Below are 19074 nucleotides of genomic sequence, written 5' to 3' on the forward strand. Positions count from 1 at the left end.
AATGAGCGACAACGCCTATAAAGGGTTGCGCCCATTTATTAATAGTCCCTCTTTATTGGATGGCTAAAAGTTCTATATAACCTCTTGTGCCAATGGGTTCTAATTGCATGCGTGGATTTGAATGATCCCATGTATAACCTATGGTAGATGGGTTATATTTTTTTATGGCGTTCCAGACCTGTTCAATCGCTTCGGCATAATCTTTTTCTTCAAAGGGTTCTCCTTGAAACATCAGATATTTACTCTTTGGCAGTTCAATGATATCCAGTCCTTCTGGAATAGCGCCATTGTAATCTATGGGCACTTCCACACCTTGTACATATTCTGAGGTTCCGGGTTTGATGTACGTTTTTGGAAGCCAAAGGCCCACGGGCTCACCACTTATGGAAGGCATGCTTTTAAGCAGACCCCAAATATCGCAACCGACTTCTGCACAGTAATCAAAGTAACCGGTGGCTTTGACACCGCGTTTAATCAACACTTTACGAATTGGTTTTTCCAAGACTTGAATAAATACACTTTTTACAGGTTCCATGGTTTTCTCCTTTCTAACAGTAGCAGTTTCAATGCCATAAGGGATGAAAAGATAAATTGGAATGGGGTTCTTGGCATATTCATGCGGATTACAGCCAAATTCGCGGAAAAATGCTCTTTGATAACCGTCAACGCTGTCGAATCCCACTTCAAATGCAATATCAATCACTTTGCCCTGTGTGTCTCGAAGCTTCAATGCAGACTTTGACAGGCGCAAGCGGCGAATATAGTCAGCAGGTGTTCGGTTGAGCCACTTTACAAACAGACGGTAGGAATGCCACGGTGAGTAAAGGGATACATTGGCTAAATCTGAAAGCGTTATATTTTCATATAGGTGCATTTGAATATAATTCTGCATACGTTGCACCGCTTCAATTTGGTCCTCCATTCTTGATCACCACCTTATGCATTCAGTATATTGTTTTAAAGAAAAAAACACTCGACATTTTTTGCTATTAGAGTTTTAGCATTTGTGAATTGTGTTTATTATAGCAAATTCACAGAATGGGTTAAATAGGAAAAAATGTTCTGTGAGTCCTTTTTTTATGCTATATTATATTGGGAGGTAACTTATGAAAATACATCATAAAATTATTTTTTGGTCAATTGTAATTGCTCTAGCGCTTATTTTGAATTTGAATAATGGACAAACAGAAGAAAACTATTACAGAAAAACAGTTTCTGATGTCCATGAGCTCTTTTTTGCAAGTTATGGTTCAATGGAGAGCGATGACCTAGAAACTGTAGCTGAAAATAGGGACAAAATAGATACTCTGGCATCCAATTTAAGTAAAGTTAAGACCAGTTCCGAAACACATGAGGCTGAAAATTTGGTCCATGAAATGATTTCAGCATCTTATGAGCTTATGGATGCTAAAATAGATCTTCTTGAAAATAAGGATACCTATGTTTATTCTAATGATAAGGTAGAGCCTCATGATGTCATCTTTGAAAAAAGCAATCATTTATTAGAACTTTACGAGCAGTACAACGAAAATTTGAAAACATTTGTCGAATAAAAGACAATCGATTTTATATGAACTCATAGTGTCTACGGTACTATGGCTTAATTACATAGTACTTGGGAAAAAGATGAGGTATAGGAGGGTTTAGAGGAATCTCTGTTGGACAGTTGAATTGAAGTCCTGTAAAATGGAATCAGATTACATAAAAGGGAAATCGTTTTCATGGGAGGGGATCTATATGGCATCTACTACGAGGGAAAAGGGCAACAAAAGCAGTATTGTAAGAATAATCATTTCAAATTTTGATGATCGTCAAATAAAAGAACTCAAGGTCTTGTATCATAAGCAGGGTGGCGTGGATACAATTCAAATTGATCAAATGGCTTTCGAAAATGAGCACACAGAAGCATTTGGACAGCTTATTTTTAAGACTATAAAAGCCGTTAAACTAGGTAGCCTTGAAGATAAGGTGATGCATTACAGAACACCCTCACTTGAACTTATAGATGAACCTAATGGTGGTAATGGAATCATCGCTACAAAGTATGCCTCACATGATCAAGATAGTCAGATACCAGAGCATATCCTTAGAAAGTATAAGATTACGGGCAGTTGGAGATATGTTAGCAATGTAACCGACGATAAAGAAGATAATCGACAAAAGGAAATAACTGTATCTTTAGAGGATATCAGAAATATAACCACAGAAGCTGATCGCTTAGGCCGTAGAGAAAAGAAGACATCTACGAGTAGAGTTCTGCTTTCAAAAGAGACGGTTCAAAGTTATAAGTACGTCCTTTCATCGGATGGAAAAGAAATTGATTCTAGAAACATTTATAAAATGAATCGCTTTCTTGAATATAGGAGCGGTCTTTTGTTCTACTACACGTTTATCAATCACTTTATGGTTGCGCCAGTGAGAGAGCGATATAATGAAGTGTGGCAGATTGAAAAGGATTATAAGAATCAAGAGGAAAACATAGATGAAGTAATCGACAAGATTAATGACTACTTGTTTTTAAGGGTCAATGATTTTATTGGCAATCACAATCAGTATGTGGATAAATTGAAATTAAAGCTAAAAAATGATGAAGAGGCACTATTAAACCTTAAATATGGCAATGAAAAGAGAGCGCTAGAAGCGCGAATAAAAAGGCAAAAAGAAAATATGCCGACGGTTATTGAGGATTACAAAAAAGTGGACTTAAGGGTTGATTTGATCAAAATTATAAAGATCTTCTCAGATTTAAGGCATAAACTCGCACATTTTGAATATGATTATTTTGATCGCTTATTCACAGGGAATGGCAAGGATAATGAAGCTTTGATAGAACTATTAGATTTGAAACTGTTTAAAGTCATGAATCATTATGTAAAAGTGAAGCAAACTTATACGGCAATGTATCTTGATGGTAATGAAAAATTCCACATTCTGGACGTGACAAAAGACTTGAAAAAGACATATGAATTGTATCAAATGATCTGTGAGAGTAAGAATGGCTTTAATGGTTTTATAAATACTTTATTGGTACAAGATGGTATAGAGAACTCAGCTGTTAAGGCAATTATAGAGAAAGATTACCATGAGCGCATTGATGTTCTTAAAAAGTTAAAAGGGAAAGAAAAAGAGAGTCAGACGTTGGAAGAATGGCTTCTTGAAAGTGATGGCGAAGTTTATTATCAAGATATTCAGCTTAATCCTAAATATAAATACTTATATAATAAACATAAATCAGCTGTTGAAAGGATGAATACCCTCTTAGTTCGGCCACGTGATAACAAGATTAAAGCTGAAATCACAGAACAAAATAAAGAAATTAAGTGCCTTAAAGATAAGATGGAATCCATTACAAAGAGAAATTCAATGTATCGCCTAGAATATAAATTGCGAATTGCTTTTGGGTATCTTCAAGATGTATTTAGAATGGATATGAGACAATTTAAAAATGAGTTTAACTTGGATTCTGAGCAATTTCAAGAGAAGTGGGGGCTCATAAATACAGATGAGAATAGAGCAGCCTGTGTTAAAAAATGGCTTGCTGTCAAAGTACCTAAAATTTCCAAAGGCAAAAATCAGGAAAGTGAATTTAATTTTGGAACGATAAAGAATCAAATCAATGCAGTTAGAAAATTAGATGAAAATATATTTGAGTCTAATAACCGCAATGTACTTTTTAAATTGTATGCCTTAATTCATCTGTTTTTACCTAGAGAGATCAAAGGTGATTTTTTAGGATTTGTAAAACATCACTACTATGATCTGAAAAATGTAGATTTTCAATTCATTGGCGAAGAAGATAACACACCAGAAACGTCTAAAGATCAATTTTTCCATCACATGCGCTTATTTGAAAAAGGTGCTCGCCGATATGATCTTTTTCATTATGAAGTAAAGGATATTCTTCAGAGTAAGATCAGTAAAGCGACGGATGCGCCTGTAGATCCGTTTTATTACAGAAGGATTGTCAAAAACCTATTGAAAGCTGATTATTTAACAGATGAAGTTATTGATGATATGAAATTAATTGGATTAATCGTTCGTCCGATTATGAAAACATATGAAAACATCTTCCATTTGGCAACGCATATTGAATTGAGAGTATTGATTAAGATAGCTCAGGAAAAAGGTCTTAAGTCCGTAGCAGAATCGATTGAAGCTGTAAAAGAGGAACAAGAAAGAGTAAGCAAAAATAAGAAAAATGAAATTCATTATAATTTCAACTGTTGCTTGAAATATGCAAAAACTGGTGATTTAAGTAAAAAATCATATTATAAAATAAGATCAGGAATTAGAAATACAATACTGCATTTAGACCCTAAAGAATGGTTTGAAAATCAATTTTCTGTTACAAATACGGATGAAAATTCATCTGTTCAAAGAGAAGTAATGAATCTATTTCTGATTTCTGAAAGATTAAAACTTGATCAAATTCTTATTGGTGGTGACTCCTATAATGATTATTTGATGCGATATGATCAAATCCTCTTTTCACTTAAGAAATCAAGTATTCTTTCTAAACCGAAAGGAAAGACCTTGATAGAACAACGTGAAAATCAACAAGACCGTGATCAAGACAAACGCAAAATAGAAACGATATTAAACTCATACAATGACTTAAAGAAAGCATTCGAACAAGAAGGGTGGGACTTGGCATTAAAGAGTGGGGACATAAGTAATTTACCAGAGGCTATCTGTGAATCTAAGATTGATGTTAAGAACGCAAAAGGCAAAACTTTTCCTAAAAGAATTGGAAGTATGTCCAAAGCTGAGATTATAGATTATGAGTATCAAATTAATCGAACTTTTCAGAGCACTATCTCAGATGAACGAGGTAGATTTCTGCACAAAATAAATTTTGAAGTCAAAAGTGAACTCACTCGTATTTTAGATGTAGATCGAGTAATAATGATTAATGTGCATGTCCAGAGTGCTCATAAAGCAAGTGATGGTGACATTAGAATTTGTAATAATCATAAGCCAACATTAGAACGCTATTTCTTTTTAAATTCAATAAAGTATTTATTAGGAAATAATAAATTGGTATTGATAAATTTTAATGGGCTTTATGAAAATGAATTAACAGTAATTTATGATTATAAAGATAAAAATCAGGAAGAAATTAGGATTAATGAACGCTCATATGAGATAGACACAAATCAGAAGTCGTCTTTTAAAATGCGATATATTAAAGTCGTAGAGTAATGATATAAAAGTTTGTCGACCTCGAGTAACGTAAAAAGGACTGGGGATCGACAAGCTCTGTATGGATTCATTTGACTCACTTTAATATTTAGTGGATTGATGAGACGTGCTAATTCTGTTAAAATGAAGGTGGTCGACAAAATAAGACCCCTTAGCCGTTGAAAATAGGCAACTAGAAATCAACGGGACTACACCCTACCATGTAGGGAATGTAACACTTACATTGTTGTTACTAGGTGCGAAGACGACAGTGACTACACCCTACCATGTAGGGAATGTAACTAAAATGCATTGTGTCTGCGTATTCGTCTAACAAAAGACTACACCCTACCATGTAGGGAATGTAACCAAAATGGAATAAAATAGGTTACAAACAAGTGGGTATAGACTACACCCTACCATGTAGGGAATGTAACGTGGACAAACATAAGAACAGTAAGAATGACAATAGAGACTACACCCTACCATGTAGGGAATGTAACCCATCATTAAGCGGTTTTACAACAAGGTTGTGAAGTGACTACACCCTACCATGTAGGGAATGTAACAATCATAGCTTGTGGTTGGTCTTACTCTTATATTATAGACTACACCCTACCATGTAGGGAATGTAACGTTTTAATATACCGATCCTTTTCTTCTTGCGTCATTGACTACACCCTACCATGTAGGGAATGTAACATCTGAGTGGATATCCCGTTTCATCGTACTGTATAAGACTACACCCTACCATGTAGGGAATGTAACATGCAAAATCCATCGATATCAGCAACCATAACTTTCGACTACACCCTACCATGTAGGGAATGTAACTCCATACAAACCACGTTGAGAACAGCAACACCATCAGACTACACCCTACCATGTAGGGAATGTAACAAGGATCTAATAAAGTTATTAAGTGATTTTTGAAGAGACTACACCCTACCATGTAGGGAATGTAACCTAAACACTTTAATCATAGTTCCCACATTTTCTTCGCCGACTACACTCTACCATGTAGGGAATGTAACTCGAATTGAATTCAGCTTCTGTTTTATTGAAAGCTGACTACACCCTACCATGTAGGGAATGTAACTACTTACTTTCAAGCATCTCTATGGTCTCTTTGCTGGACTACACCCTGCCATCTAGGGAATATACAAAATACGCACTGATAGCCATTTGATTTTTGAGAACTGCACTTTATCTTATAGAAAAATAACTTTTTCATCTCCAAGTTTGGAGGGGAGAAGTTTTTTTGTTTTAGAATTTGAAAAGAAAATAGTATAATTAGGGAAATAATATGAATTCATGAAATGTAAAAGAGTGGAGTTAAAAAAATGTGCAGAATTTTGAATTAGGAGAAATACATAATGTCTATATCAAAATATTGGGATTGGACGCAAGTGAATAATAGTGTATGGCGTGAACCTTGTGAAGAAAGCCATTATTAAGTGTATTTTTGAAAAATCCTCTTACGTTACCCCTTCCTTGTGACGTAGCGTAATGCAGTAAGATGATGCCAAGGAGGTGAAATTTATGTCAAAATATACGACCGGAGAAATGGCTAAATTGTGTGATGTTTCGGTTCGGACGGTTCAATTTTATGATACAAAGGAGTTGCTTAAGCCGGCCGAGCTTTCTGAGGGTGGTAGGCGCCTTTATTCTGATGATGATCTGCAAAAGCTGCACCTAATTTGTCTGTTGAAGACCTTTGGGCTTTCACTGGACGCCATTAAAGATGTGCTTAATAGTGAAACACCGAATAAGGTATTGCTATTGTTACTTGAAGAACAGGCAAGGCAAATTCATGCAGAAATTGAAAAGGGACAAAATCAGATAAAAGCCATTGAAGTTGTCATGACAAACTTACGCAACTCAAAAACCATCCAGGTCAATTCAATAAATGACATAGATCACATTATGAATGGCGAGAGAAAACTTAAAAAAACTTACAGGACGATGCTTGCAGTTGGAATTCCCATGGATATTATTGAAATTGCTACAATTTATATTTGGATTACAAAGGGCATTTGGTGGCCTTTTGCTATTAGCATGGTGATTATTATTGCGATAGCGATCCTACTGCTGAAAATGTATTATAAAAATACAGCCTATATTTGTCCAGAATGTGGTGTAAAATTCAAACCCAAATTTAGAGAGTTTGTATTTTCAAAGCATACGCCAAAGATGAGAAAGCTTACCTGCACAGCGTGCGAGCATAAAGGCTGGTGCGTAGAGACGTATTCGGATGAGGTGCAGAAATGAAAAATACACTTAAAAAAGCATTGAAATTTATACTTTGCATCTTACCATTTTCTATAGTTGCAGGCATTTCAGTTGGGTTTTATGAACTGAGCACAGGGCTTGCCGACGCCATTCAGGTGGAAATGACTCCAACTTACTTTGTGATAATGGTTACAATTCAAACCCTTATATATGCTTTGATATTTGGCTTCATAGGCTATCTGATTGCAGATAAGACCGGGCTGGTCCGTAAATTCAATTTTTCTAAAAAATCTGTGAAAGTGGCTATTATCTGGGGGAGTGCATGTGGCGTACTCTTCTTCGTGCTTGATTATTTTATCTTCGCAAAAATGTTGCCGCAGGTTGCACTATATTACAACACTTATCCGTTCTCACCTGAATATCTGATTTCGGAAATCACATATGGTGGCGTCGTGGAAGAAATTTTATTGCGATGGTTTTTAATGTCTCTTTTTGCACTGATAGTATGGAAGATATTCGCTCGCAAATATGCGAAGGCTGAAATACCTGAGTGGGTATTTGTTGTTGCAAATGTGATGGCAGCTTTACTATTTGCATTAGGACACTTGCCGGCAACGCTTATTTTATTTGGAGAACTCAGTTTTTTGATCGTTTTCAGGTGCATGTTGCTCAATGGTGTTTTCGGATTGGTTTTTGGATGGCTCTATAGAAAGTTGGGTATACAATATGCCATGATTGCACATGCAATGACGCATGTGTGTTGTGATGCACTGCTCTTCATTTATATATATATATTGAGTTAAGGCTAAAAAAGTTGAGAATCCCCCTTTACACTGTAGTGTCGGTTGTCGGAAGAGCGCAACGATTTATAGAGTAAAGGGGGAATGCTAACATGGCTTTCGACACTTTGATCCTATCTTAATAATCTTCAGATACTGTAATAGAGATGCTCTAATAAAAGTTGTTAGATCAATACGATTTTTATCCTTCCTAATGTGAGTTTACCTATAAGGTTAATTTTCGTTGATATTCAAGTCTGAAAATGGTATAATAAATTAACCTTACAGGTAAAGAGGTGATGCGTTGATCGATGTGAAATACAAGTCTAATAAATTGGAAAGAGTGTGTACAAATTACTCTTTTGCTAAAAAAGAATATGGTGATCAAATGGCAATTCTCATCCATCAACGCATAGATCAAATAAGGTCAGCAACTTCTGTAGAAATGCTTGTTCAGTTTTCTATTGGCAGATGTCATCCGTTGCGTGGAAATAGAAAAGGTGAGTATGCAATGGATTTGGTACAGCCTTATCGAATGATCTTTGAGCAAAAAGATAAAAAGATTCAAGTCGTTAGAATTATCAAGATAGAGGATTACCACTAGAAGAAGTGGCAAGGAGGAATGTTTTATGAGGTATAGCAAGAGTACAATTGCTATTCCGCCAGGTGCGACAATACGCGAGCAGATTGAAAATAGAGGCATAAAGCAGAAGGAATTTGCTCTTAGAATGGGTTTGTCGGAAAAGCATGTGAGTAGATTAATTAATGGTCAAGTTGAATTAACACAAGACGTTGCATTGAGGTTGGAGTCGGTTTTGGGTGTGCCAGCAACTTTTTGGAGTAATCTTGAAGTTATGTATCGTGAAAAGTTGGCACGTGTTATTGCAGAAGAGGAGATGGAAAAGGATATAGAGGTGGCAAGATTATTCCCCTATGCGAAGATTGCTACTCTAGGATGGGTGGAAAAGACAAGAAATGCTGAAAAAAAAGTGCTTGAGTTACGACGTTTTTTTGAAGTAGCAAAGCTTGAATTACTTGATAATTTAAGAATTCTCGGGATTGCATATCGAAAAACTGGAGAAAGTGGTATTAGTGATTATAGCCTTGCAGTATGGGCTCAAAAAGCGAGATTAGAGGCTCGAAAATATAATGTTTTGCCAATAAACATAAGTAAATTGAAAAGTGAAATCCCTAAAATTAGGGAAATGACCACTAAAAAACCAGAGGTGTTCTGTAAAGAATTAGTTGATACTTTAGCTGAGTGTGGTATTGCACTAATCTTTCTACCACATATCGGAGGTTCCTTTTTACATGGGGCAACTTTTTACGATGGCAAAAAGATCGTAATGGGCTTAACTGTAAGAGGCAAGTATGCGGATAAATTTTGGTTTAGTTTATTTCATGAGTTACATCATATTATTTCAGGTCATATTAGCAATGTCGAAGAAACCACACCTATAGAAGAAAATGATTCCGATATTTTTGCCCAAGACACACTTATTTCACCAACCGATTTTGATGACTTTGTTAAGACTGGTAATTTCTCAAAAGAATCTATATTTTCTTTTGCTAATAAAATAAGTATTTCGCCAGGGATAGTTTTAGGCCGTCTACAAAAGGAAAATTATATTCCATATGATCGTTTTAATGATGTAAAAGAAAAATATGAAATAGAGTATTAAAGGATTTCATTTCATCCCCAAAATGAGTCTAATGGTTCAGTCTCAGTGTCTGGTAGGCTTTATTTTTGAGGAGAGAGGACTTTGTAAAATTAGTGTATAATTTTTATCCAGTTTGATGATCAGGAAGGATTTTAATCTAATGAAAGACAAAAGGACAATAAAAGTGATTTTCACCTTGGTGCTGTTGGTTGCAATTTGCTTTATAGTATTTGGTGCCCGAAAAGAGTATACAACAGATATCATGATAAGAAACAATTCTAATGAGAGTATAAAAAATTTGATTGTTTGCTCAAATGACGGCGAAGACTATAAGATTGAATGTATAGAACCACATGCAGCAATTACTTTTAAATATAGTTTGGGCAATTTCAATGAAAATGCCTTGAACATGAGGCATGTTATCAACGCGGATCGAACAGAAAAGTACAATATATTGGGTTATATAGACCAACCTTATGAATGGATTTCTATTGATATTGATTCTGTTGATGTGTATTCTAATCTTAGTGTTAGGGTGGAAACGCCGTAATTGAATCGTCTAGATGTCACAATGATTATTTCGGCGATACTTAATTGGCTAATTGCGTTTTATTCTGAAATTTTCTATGACACTGTATAGAATCGTTATGAAGAACATGATGATGTATATGTATAATATTCTTTGTCTTCCCATCAAATGATTGAGCGTTAAGACGCTGATTATACCAACGCATATGGATATCAATAATTTTGTTATTAGAGGGATATGGCTGTCTTTAAGGCATATTGGCAATACCAATAAAGTTACACAAAATATATAGATACTCAGGCATATCATCAAAATCAACAAACTACTCGGTCCGCCGCGCTACCCTTGTAACCCTCGCGCAAGCGTGTCAGCTTGCAATCAATGTGAGTCTTGACTCACATTGATTTGGGAAAATACCCCGTTTTTTTAAGCGGGGTATTTTCCCCGAGGGTTATAGTAATATTTAATCCTATGTTTATAGAATTATAATCTCTGTAATGTTAAAATAAAGGGGACAGTATAAAGTCTAGCTACTAGAGCAACTCATTATTGCTGTATCTGAGCAGTTAATCGTTAAATGACATTTGAAAATGATGTGTACAGCAGGATCAATTTATAGATTAAAATCAAAGGAGTGTATGAAATGGGATTATTTAATTTTCTTAAGGGTGAATTTCTTGAAGTCGTTCATTGGGAGGACAGCTCTCAAGATACGATGGTCTACAAATTTCCGATGACAGATAAGCAACAAATCAAAGAAGGGGCACAACTGATCGTCAGACCTTCGCAAGTGGCGATTTTTGTCTATGAAGGACAGATTGCAGATGTTTATGAACCTGGTAAATATGAGCTACATACAGCAACGATGCCGATTTTCACATCACTTTCCAACTGGAAATTTAAATTTGAGAATCATTTTAAAACGGATGTTTACTTTGTGAACATGAAACAGTTTACGAACCAAAAATGGGGTACTGTAAATCCGATTATGATGCGTGATGCAGATTTTGGGATCTTAAGACTTAGAGGGTTTGGAGTCTATTCATTTAGAGTGAGTGATGCTGTTACATTCTTAAAAGAAGTCTTTGGATCGAACAAGTTTTTTACAGTGGATCAAATCAATGAACATCTTAAGAGCTTAATTGTGTCCAGTGTTTCGGATGTGATTGCAGAAGCTAAAATTCCAGCGATGGACTTGGCGACACAGTATGATGAAATTGGTCAACTTGCCATGGCGAGAATCACCGATCGATTTGAAATCTACGGGTTGATGATCTCTGATTTTGCAGTAGAGAACTTATCATTGCCAGAATCAGTTGAAAAAGCCATCGATAAAAGAACTGAAATGGGCGCTCTTGGCGATCTTAACCAATATATGAAGTTCCAAACCGCAGAAGCCATAAGAGATGCTGCCCAAAACGAAGGTGGCGGGTTTGCAAGTATGGGTGCTGGTATGGGTGCTGGGGCAGGGATTGGTAAAGTGATGGCAGATGCTATGGCATCACCAAATCAAGCACAGACTCAACCACAAGCTCAACCGCATATGGAGACTGTGGCATGTGGCAAGTGCGGCGCGCAAAACAGGAAAGGTGCAAAATTCTGTTCTGAATGTGGCTTTAGTTTTATCAAGAAGTGTATTTCCTGTGGACATGAAATTGATCCAAACGCGAAATTCTGTATGGAATGCGGTGCAAGTCAAGTCGTTGAAAGCAAATGTCCTAAATGTGGCGAGAGTATAGATGCCGATGCAAAATTCTGTCCGCATTGCGGCCAATCGACGAAAGCTTAAGGAGTGACTCATGAAGAAAAGAGATAATCTTGGAATAGATGATCGATTGAAGCATGATCCCAGTGAAATAGAAGATCAAGCAACTTCTTTTATGGAAGGGCATGAAGGTGGTGCGGAAAGCGACGATGACGAGCCAGTTGCTGGTGAATATGAGTCCAACTTTGAAAACTCATTGGTCACCCAATGCCCAGCTTGTGCAGGTAATATGGTTTTTAACCCTGAAGCGGGCAATCTCAAATGTCCTTACTGTGGCACGGAGAAGGAAATTGCTTCGGATAACAAGGCAATTGAAGAGAGATGCTTTGAGTCTGCGCTTGCAGAGGGTGCTAGAACTTGGAATGACGATGATATCAAGAGTTTCTCTTGTAAAAACTGTGGCGCCGAGCTTATCTTTGATGCACATACCCAGGCGCAATTTTGTAATTACTGTGGATCTTCGCATATCACTTTTCAAGAAGCTGAAAATACCATACCTCCTCAATATTTGGTACCCTTTTCCGTCACTGAAAAATTGGCAGGAGATCACTTTAAAGAATGGATTACAAAGCGTTGGTTCGCACCAAATGATTTGAAAAATTCGTATAAAAACAATAAATTATTGGGGACATACATCCCGCATTGGACGTATGATTCCAACACGTATTCTTATTATACCGCCCAACGTGGAGATTATTACTATGTCACTCGGACGAGAACAGTGAATGGTAAAACGGAGACTTATCAAGAACGCAGAACGCGATGGACACCTGTAAGTGGTGACTACAGTAGATTTTTTGATGATGTGCTCATTAGAGCTTCTAAAAAAGTGGATGACAAGTTGATCAATAAAATTCAACCTTTTACGCTTGGAGAACTTAAAGGCTACAAACCCGAGTATTTATCAGGTTTTTACGCAGAGCGCTACAGTGTTGCTTTAGAAGAGGGATGGGAAGAAGGTAAAATAGAAATAGATCGTGATTTAAACGCTGAGATCAAGAGGAAAATTGGTGGGGATACAATACGCTTTTTAAATATAAAGACACAGTATAACGACGTTACTTTTAAGCATATTTTGCTGCCAGTATGGCTTTCCAGTTTTAACTATCATGAAAAGGTCTTTCAGTTTATGATCAATGGGCAGTCCGGAAAAGTCATCGGGGAATATCCAAAGAGCGTCATCAAAATCACACTGGCAGTATTGGCGGCATTAATTGTGATTGCTATTGTTGCTTATGTGTTTATGGGATCGGATGACCCTACAATGATTAACCAACTGGAAACACTTTATTTTAGTTAGAGCTACAAGAATAGGATATAGAGTTGAACGGGGTGAGACTATGGCTAAGAACAAGAAAATTATAGGAATAAGATTGTTCGCAGGCGTATTGCTCTCCCTTGTTGCACTTTACTTTGAGAAAGCATCAGGTATGAGATTGGCCTATCTGATGCTTCTTTTAGTTGGGTTTTTAGGGAGTGCTGTCATAGGGATTAAAACCAAGAGTAGAAACCTCTATTTCATAGAGTGTGGTTTGGTTCTAGGCCTTAATTACATATCGCGCTTTAATTTGAATATGATCTTTATTGCCTTCTATCTGATCCTTATTGTGGAGAGCTTTTTTGTGCTCAGCCGTGAAGATGCATTGAAAGTGGGTTTTTTATCCATGGGGCTACTCGGCATTAATTTTTACTTGATTGTACCTTATGGAATCAATTATGAACTCATTGCAGAAATGTGTTTTCTAGAAATGATATTGATTCTAGTGATGACTGCACTTTATTTTTCAAAGTCATATTGGATAGAGCGCAATAAAGTCGTTTCTCTGCTGGATGAAAATGAACAAAAACGGATTTCGCTTGAAAAAGCGCTGGATACGGTTTCGACTCAAAATAAATCTCTTGAACGTACTCAAACAGAAGTTATTAGGCTTACACGAATTGCAGAACGTGCTGAACTGGCAAGTGCTTTACACGACACCTTGGGACATGAAATCACAGGGCTTATTATGCAGATTGAAATGCTTAACATGCAATATCAAGATCCACTTGCAAAGGAAGCGGCAGATCATGCGCGTGAGATCCTTCGCGCAATGAGAGAAACAGTAGAAACGCTACAAGTTAGTCCTATGGATGACTCCACTATGGTCAAACTCAAACAAAAAGTGGCTGCCTTTACTGCACAAACTCAGATCAAAACACATTTTGAATTTGAAGTCAATATAGATACGCTGGATGCTGAATACAGAGAAATGATTTTCAGAACGGTCCTTGAAGCATTGACCAATACGGCTAGACATTCGGATGCTACTGAAATTTGGCTGATGCTAAATGTGCTCACATCTGGAGAGCTGTTATTGAAAATTATAGACAATGGTAAAAGCAAAAATATGGGCAAAAAATCGACCAGCAAGCATGAGCGAATGGAAAATGCTCATAACGATTTTGAGGAGGGCAATGGACTTCGCTTTATCAGAGAACGCGTCTCAAAGTTAGGTGGAACTTCTGAAATTATAAGCGATGCACATTTAGGATTTCAAATCATGATTAAGTTTAGAGGAGGGCGCCATGATTAAAGTAGCCATTGTAGATGATCAAAAACTCATTCGAAACGGACTTGTTATGATGGTCAACTTGCAATCTGATATGCAAGTTGTTTGGACAGCGGATCACGGTAAAGAAGCACTTTTAAAGGTCGCCTCCTCGCAGCCTGATATTATTCTCATGGATATCAGAATGCCAGAAATGAATGGGGTAGAAGCAACAGCTTTGATTAAAAAAGACTATCCTGAAACCAAAGTCCTAGTCTTGACGACGTTCAATGAAGATGACTATATTTTCGAGACATTAAAAGCAGGTGCAAGCGGTTACTTGCTCAAAGATGTGCCTCCGGAAGAATTATTGGATGGCATCAGAAAAGCGATTAAAGGCGGCACAGTCATAGAACCCAATGTGGCTTCAAAAATGGTAAAAAACCTTTCACGCATTGATGAAAATACTCAAAATGAAATTAGGATGAAGCTCACACCAAGAGAGTTTGAAATTGCGAAAATGATTTCGGAGGGATTGAGCAACAAAGAAATTAGTGAACTTCTATTTTTATCAGAAGGCACGGTCAAGAATCACTTAACCAATGTCCTTGAAAAACTGAAACTCAGAGATCGGACTCAACTTGCCATTTTGATGCTCAAAAATCAGATGTAAGCAAGGAGATCTCATTAGAATACTCAGTGATAGTGAATATGAATCTGTTTATATATATTTCATATGTACTTCAGAAGAACAGGTTGGATATAAATACTCAAATCCAATTATGGAAGGAGGATATATGTCGATAGATTAGAAGTTTAAAAAGCGTATACAAGATAAAATGGAGAAAATAACTTTTAAAAATTCACGTGATTTAAAATTAGTGGGCAATTTTTATAGTGCAGGAGATGAAGCAATGGTGATTATGTGTCATGGCTTTGCATCTGATCAATACGCAAATGACAGATTTGGAAAACTTGCACAGGCATTAAATGAACGGGGCATAAGTGCTCTATCTTTTGATTTTAGCGGCTGTGGAGAAAGTGACGATGATACGCTTACAGCAGATAAATTATCAGATGACCTAATTTCAGCAGTTGACTATGTTAAGACATTGGGCTACAAGAAGATAGCGCTCTTTTCGCACAGTTTAGGGGCTTATATTTCACTTAGGACTTACTCTGAAATAATAAGGACAATGGTGCTGCTTGGACCATTGACTGGGCCATTAGACTTCAGGGCGGATGAATTTTATACTGCAGAACAGCGCCGAGAGATTGAGGCGAAAGGTTACTTTACAATAAAAAATGAGAATCGGATCAGAAAAGAAGTGATGGTGGACTCGCAGTTGGCCACAGATATAGCAGAAATTGATCAAAAGGCACTCTTTGCAGAGATCAATTGTCCTATTTTAATGATTCATGGTGATCAAGGTGAAATGGAAGCCACTTTATATCCGTGTTCTAAAGATGCGATAAAGTTGGTTTCTGGAGATTCGACATTAGTCATTTTAGAAGGTAGTAGCCATAGTTTTGTTGAAGCGTATGACAAAGTGATTCAATTATCCATAGAGTGGTTTTCAAAGCATTTTGATTAAACATCTCCTATTGGCATTTTTCAAAAAACAATACTAAAATCGATTAGAATATTATTTTAAGATATGATCTAAATAGGGTTCAAAATAAATTTTTAAATTAGAGTGTAATGATTTCTTAAGTGAATCATTACACTTTTTTTTATCAAAGCAGCTCTTTTAAAAAAACAGAAAATTCATATTATTCACTTGGTGAAGCATAGATGAGACAACCTCTACAGCAAAAAACGGATCGAAATAATAAACGCTTGTATCAAAATGATACTGAATATTTATTTACATGAAACGTTCTTAATGCTAGTATCATATTGTAATCCAGCTGGAATCATTAGACGAAAGTATCAAAATGATACGAGGTGAATGAATGGAAAACGAATACGGAGAAATACTCAAAAAAGAGTTGATATTGGCTTTAGGCTGTACAGAACCTATTTCAATAGCATATGCCGCAGCACTGGCTAAGAGTCAACTGGGATCAATGCCTAAAAAAATTGAGGTTTCTGTAAGTGGTAACATTATCAAGAATGTTAAAGGCGTTATTGTGCCGAATACAAGCGGTATGCGTGGCATAGAAGTCGCTGTGGTAGCGGGGTTGTTATCATCCAAACCCGAAAGCAAACTAGAGGTTTTAGAGCATGTTAGTGAAGAAAACATCTCTAAGATTAAGGATCTTTTAAAAACAATAGAAATAAGGGTTATTCAAGTCAAGAATAAGAGCAATTTGTACGTTGAAATAACAGAATATTCCGAAAATGAAAAGGTGTGCGTCGTGATTGAAAATAAGCATACCAATGTGACCTCAATAAAAAAGAATGATCTCACATTACACGATTTGGAAGTTGAAGTATTAAACAAGGGGACTGATTACACTTTTATGTCTTATTCAGGCATCACTGAATTTGCTTTTTCGGGCGATTATCTGATGTATAAAGACATATTAGATCAACAAATTGAAAAAAATTATGGTATAGCTCAAATAGGACTGTCAGAAGATTTTGGTATGAATATTGGGAAAACGCTTATTAAAACGGCCAGATCCGCCAAGGAGAAATCAGTTGCTTATGCGGCAGCAGGATCAGATGCTAGGATGAGTGGTTCATCTCTACCGGTGGTGATCAATTCAGGATCGGGTAATCAAGGCATGACTGTGTCTTTGCCGATTTATGTCTATTGCATTAGCGAAGCGATTGAAACAGAAAAGATGTACAGAGCATTAATATTTGCCAACCTAATAGCGATTTATATCAAATCTAAGATTGGTTCGCTTTCCGCATTTTGTGGGGCAGTAAGTGCAGCTACCGCAGTGAGTGGCGCAATTACTTATTTACGCGGGGGCACATTTGAAGCGATTGAAAACAGTATCAAGAATGCCTTTTCCAATTTACCGGGTGTGATTTGTGATGGGGCAAAGCCATCCTGTGCTTATAAGATTTATTCAAGTCTTGACAGTGCTTTTTTAGCTTCCGACTTGGCGCTTAAAGGCATCGTGGCAGAAAACGGATGTGGTATTATCTTTGAGAGTGTCGATAAGACCATATCGGCTGTAGGTGAAATTGGCAACAAAGGTATGAAAAGTACAGATGAAGTCATTTTGGATATTATGACTTCGTGGTAACCGTGATTGCAATGTAATGCAATATAGATTACGAGGGGGACAAAGTAATGAAAAAAAATTTGATATTAGTTTTGGTATTACTTTTAGTAACGACGTCATTAGCAGGATGTAAGAGTGCGGATTCAGGTAAAATTAGAATTGCCATTGCAGGACCTTTGACAGGTGATTTTGCAGAGTATGGCACAGGGTTTAAAAACGCAGTTGAGATGATTGCAAAAGAATACAATGCAGATGGTGGCGTACTTGGTAAAGAGATTGAAATCGTAAGTTATGATGACAAGAATAGCGGCGAAGAAGCGGCGTCTATTGCAGAGAGAATTGCAAGCGATAACTCTATCGTAGGCGTTGTAGGTCACTTTGCAAGTGGTGTTTGTATGGCGGCATCTCCAACCTATCAAGAAGTGGGTATCGTTGAAATTTCACCATCAGCATCTCATCCAGATTACTCGAGTGAAGGGGACTTCATTTTCAGAAACAACAGTTTGATCAATGTAGAAGCCAAGGAAACTCTGACGATTGCTTCAGAAGTATTCGATGCCAAAAGAGTGGCTATCTTATCTGTAAAAACAGACTGGGGCACATCAACAGCAGATATTCTAATGAATAAGCTTTCAAAAGATTTTCCTAATATTGAAATTGTAGCACATGAAGAAATTGTGGATGGCACAGTGGATTTTTCACCTACGGTTACTGCGTTAAATGCTCAAAATCCAGATACTATTATCGTCTGTGCTATGTATAATATCTTAGGGCCTTTTGCCTCACAGTACAAAGACATCAATCCGGAAATTAACTTAGTTGGTTTTTCAAATGCTTATTCAGAACAGTTGATTGAACTTGCTAAAGAAGATGCTGAAGGTATTGCGTTACCTGCTATCTTCTTCCATAACAGCACAGAACCTAAAGTGGCAAACTTTGTGAGTTCTTACGAAGAAGCCTATGGTTCAGTACCAAGTAGTTTAACGGCTCAAGCTTATGACTCTATGGGCATGATCATTGAAGCGATTAAAGCATCGAATGCCACAGATAGAACTAAAATCAAAGAGGCACTTTATGATTTGAAATACGAAGGCGTATCTGGTTTGACACAATTTGATTCAAATGGGGATGCACTTAAGACTTTTAACTGGTTAATTATCAAAGATGGACAATTCGTTGAATATAATTAAGAAGTGGTGATGACATATGCGCC

At 36.7% G+C, this 19074-nt stretch carries 15 protein-coding genes and 1 CRISPR repeat array; of the genes, 14 read left to right on the plus strand and 1 reads right to left on the minus strand.

The genetic code is table 11. The annotated features are described in order from the left end of the window. Nucleotides 1–52: 52 nt before the first annotated feature. Entirely contained in the window at nt 53–922 is an 870-nt protein-coding gene (locus tag ISU02_RS08295) for a helix-turn-helix domain-containing protein (RefSeq protein WP_194701346.1), read from the minus strand. 184 nt (nt 923–1106) lie between these two features. On the opposite strand from ISU02_RS08295, the gene ISU02_RS08300 reads away from it, so the two are divergent. The 14 genes from ISU02_RS08300 (at nt 1107) to ISU02_RS08365 (ending at nt 19051) form a co-directional block, all read left to right on the plus strand. Further along, a complete protein-coding gene (locus ISU02_RS08300; RefSeq protein WP_194701347.1) occupies nt 1107–1553 on the plus strand; it encodes a hypothetical protein in 447 nt (148 codons plus the stop codon). Nucleotides 1554–1737: 184 nt separating this feature from the next. After that, entirely contained in the window at nt 1738–5202 is a 3465-nt protein-coding gene (cas13c, locus tag ISU02_RS08305; RefSeq protein ID WP_194701348.1) for a type VI-C CRISPR-associated RNA-guided ribonuclease Cas13c, read from the plus strand. 186 nt (nt 5203–5388) lie between these two features. Continuing rightward, nucleotides 5389–6346: a CRISPR direct-repeat array (repeat unit 30 nt; unit sequence GACTACACCCTACCATGTAGGGAATGTAAC). 377 nt (nt 6347–6723) lie between these two features. After that, nucleotides 6724–7452, plus strand: a complete 729-nt coding sequence (locus ISU02_RS08310) for a MerR family transcriptional regulator (protein ID WP_194701349.1) — start codon at nt 6724–6726, stop codon at nt 7450–7452. Further along, nucleotides 7449–8216: a CPBP family glutamic-type intramembrane protease gene (locus ISU02_RS08315; RefSeq protein ID WP_194701350.1), complete on the plus strand. Its 768-nt coding sequence runs from the start codon at nt 7449–7451 to the stop codon at nt 8214–8216. Before ISU02_RS08310 ends, ISU02_RS08315 begins: the two co-directional genes overlap by 4 nt. Before the next feature lie 289 nt (nt 8217–8505). Further along, nucleotides 8506–8796, plus strand: a complete 291-nt coding sequence (locus ISU02_RS08320; protein WP_323985029.1) for a type II toxin-antitoxin system RelE/ParE family toxin — start codon at nt 8506–8508, stop codon at nt 8794–8796. Between the two features lie 25 nt (nt 8797–8821). Continuing rightward, nucleotides 8822–9874 carry a helix-turn-helix domain-containing protein gene (locus tag ISU02_RS08325; protein ID WP_194701351.1) on the plus strand — a complete coding sequence of 351 codons (1053 nt, stop codon included), beginning with the start codon at nt 8822–8824 and terminating at the stop codon, nt 9872–9874. 139 nt (nt 9875–10013) lie between these two features. Then, nucleotides 10014–10403, plus strand: coding sequence for a hypothetical protein (locus tag ISU02_RS08330; RefSeq protein WP_194701352.1), 390 nt, complete (start codon nt 10014–10016; stop codon nt 10401–10403). Nucleotides 10404–11025: 622 nt separating this feature from the next. Then, entirely contained in the window at nt 11026–12171 is a 1146-nt protein-coding gene (locus ISU02_RS08335) for an SPFH domain-containing protein (RefSeq protein ID WP_194701353.1), read from the plus strand. A 10-nt stretch (nt 12172–12181) separates the two neighbouring features. After that, a complete protein-coding gene (locus ISU02_RS08340) occupies nt 12182–13447 on the plus strand; it encodes a zinc ribbon domain-containing protein (protein ID WP_194701354.1) in 1266 nt (421 codons plus the stop codon). 40 nt (nt 13448–13487) lie between these two features. Beyond that, nucleotides 13488–14720 carry a sensor histidine kinase gene (locus ISU02_RS08345; RefSeq protein ID WP_194701355.1) on the plus strand — a complete coding sequence of 411 codons (1233 nt, stop codon included), beginning with the start codon at nt 13488–13490 and terminating at the stop codon, nt 14718–14720. Continuing rightward, complete coding sequence (locus tag ISU02_RS08350; RefSeq protein WP_194701356.1) at nt 14713–15348, plus strand: response regulator; 636 nt, start codon at nt 14713–14715, stop codon at nt 15346–15348. The genes ISU02_RS08345 and ISU02_RS08350 overlap by 8 nt, the downstream gene beginning before the upstream one ends. A 154-nt stretch (nt 15349–15502) precedes the next feature. Further along, nucleotides 15503–16270, plus strand: a complete 768-nt coding sequence (locus tag ISU02_RS08355) for an alpha/beta hydrolase (RefSeq protein WP_323985030.1) — start codon at nt 15503–15505, stop codon at nt 16268–16270. A 361-nt stretch (nt 16271–16631) separates the two neighbouring features. Beyond that, nucleotides 16632–17882, plus strand: coding sequence for an L-cysteine desulfidase family protein (locus ISU02_RS08360; protein ID WP_194701358.1), 1251 nt, complete (start codon nt 16632–16634; stop codon nt 17880–17882). A 47-nt stretch (nt 17883–17929) separates the two neighbouring features. Next, nucleotides 17930–19051: an ABC transporter substrate-binding protein gene (locus ISU02_RS08365; RefSeq protein WP_194701359.1), complete on the plus strand. Its 1122-nt coding sequence runs from the start codon at nt 17930–17932 to the stop codon at nt 19049–19051. Nucleotides 19052–19074: the final 23 nt, after the last annotated feature.

Source organism: Fusibacter ferrireducens, from assembly GCF_015352425.1.
Lineage (GTDB): Bacteria > Bacillota > Clostridia > Peptostreptococcales > Acidaminobacteraceae > Fusibacter_A > Fusibacter_A ferrireducens.

Bases quoted from the DNA above. Each gene is read 5' to 3' on its own strand.
- ISU02_RS08335 (WP_194701353.1), top strand. From the start codon at position 11,026: ATGGGATTATTTAATTTTCTTAAGGGTGAATTTCTTGAAGTCGTTCAT.
- ISU02_RS08325 (WP_194701351.1), top strand. From the start codon at position 8,822: ATGAGGTATAGCAAGAGTACAATTGCTATTCCGCCAGGTGCGACAATA.
- ISU02_RS08360 (WP_194701358.1), top strand. From the start codon at position 16,632: ATGGAAAACGAATACGGAGAAATACTCAAAAAAGAGTTGATATTGGCT.
- ISU02_RS08310 (WP_194701349.1), top strand. From the start codon at position 6,724: ATGTCAAAATATACGACCGGAGAAATGGCTAAATTGTGTGATGTTTCG.
- ISU02_RS08340 (WP_194701354.1), top strand. From the start codon at position 12,182: ATGAAGAAAAGAGATAATCTTGGAATAGATGATCGATTGAAGCATGAT.
- ISU02_RS08365 (WP_194701359.1), top strand. From the start codon at position 17,930: ATGAAAAAAAATTTGATATTAGTTTTGGTATTACTTTTAGTAACGACG.
- ISU02_RS08300 (WP_194701347.1), top strand. From the start codon at position 1,107: ATGAAAATACATCATAAAATTATTTTTTGGTCAATTGTAATTGCTCTA.
- ISU02_RS08315 (WP_194701350.1), top strand. From the start codon at position 7,449: ATGAAAAATACACTTAAAAAAGCATTGAAATTTATACTTTGCATCTTA.
- ISU02_RS08330 (WP_194701352.1), top strand. From the start codon at position 10,014: ATGAAAGACAAAAGGACAATAAAAGTGATTTTCACCTTGGTGCTGTTG.
- ISU02_RS08295 (WP_194701346.1), bottom strand. From the start codon at position 922: ATGGAGGACCAAATTGAAGCGGTGCAACGTATGCAGAATTATATTCAA.
- cas13c (WP_194701348.1), top strand. From the start codon at position 1,738: ATGGCATCTACTACGAGGGAAAAGGGCAACAAAAGCAGTATTGTAAGA.
- ISU02_RS08350 (WP_194701356.1), top strand. From the start codon at position 14,713: ATGATTAAAGTAGCCATTGTAGATGATCAAAAACTCATTCGAAACGGA.
- ISU02_RS08345 (WP_194701355.1), top strand. From the start codon at position 13,488: ATGGCTAAGAACAAGAAAATTATAGGAATAAGATTGTTCGCAGGCGTA.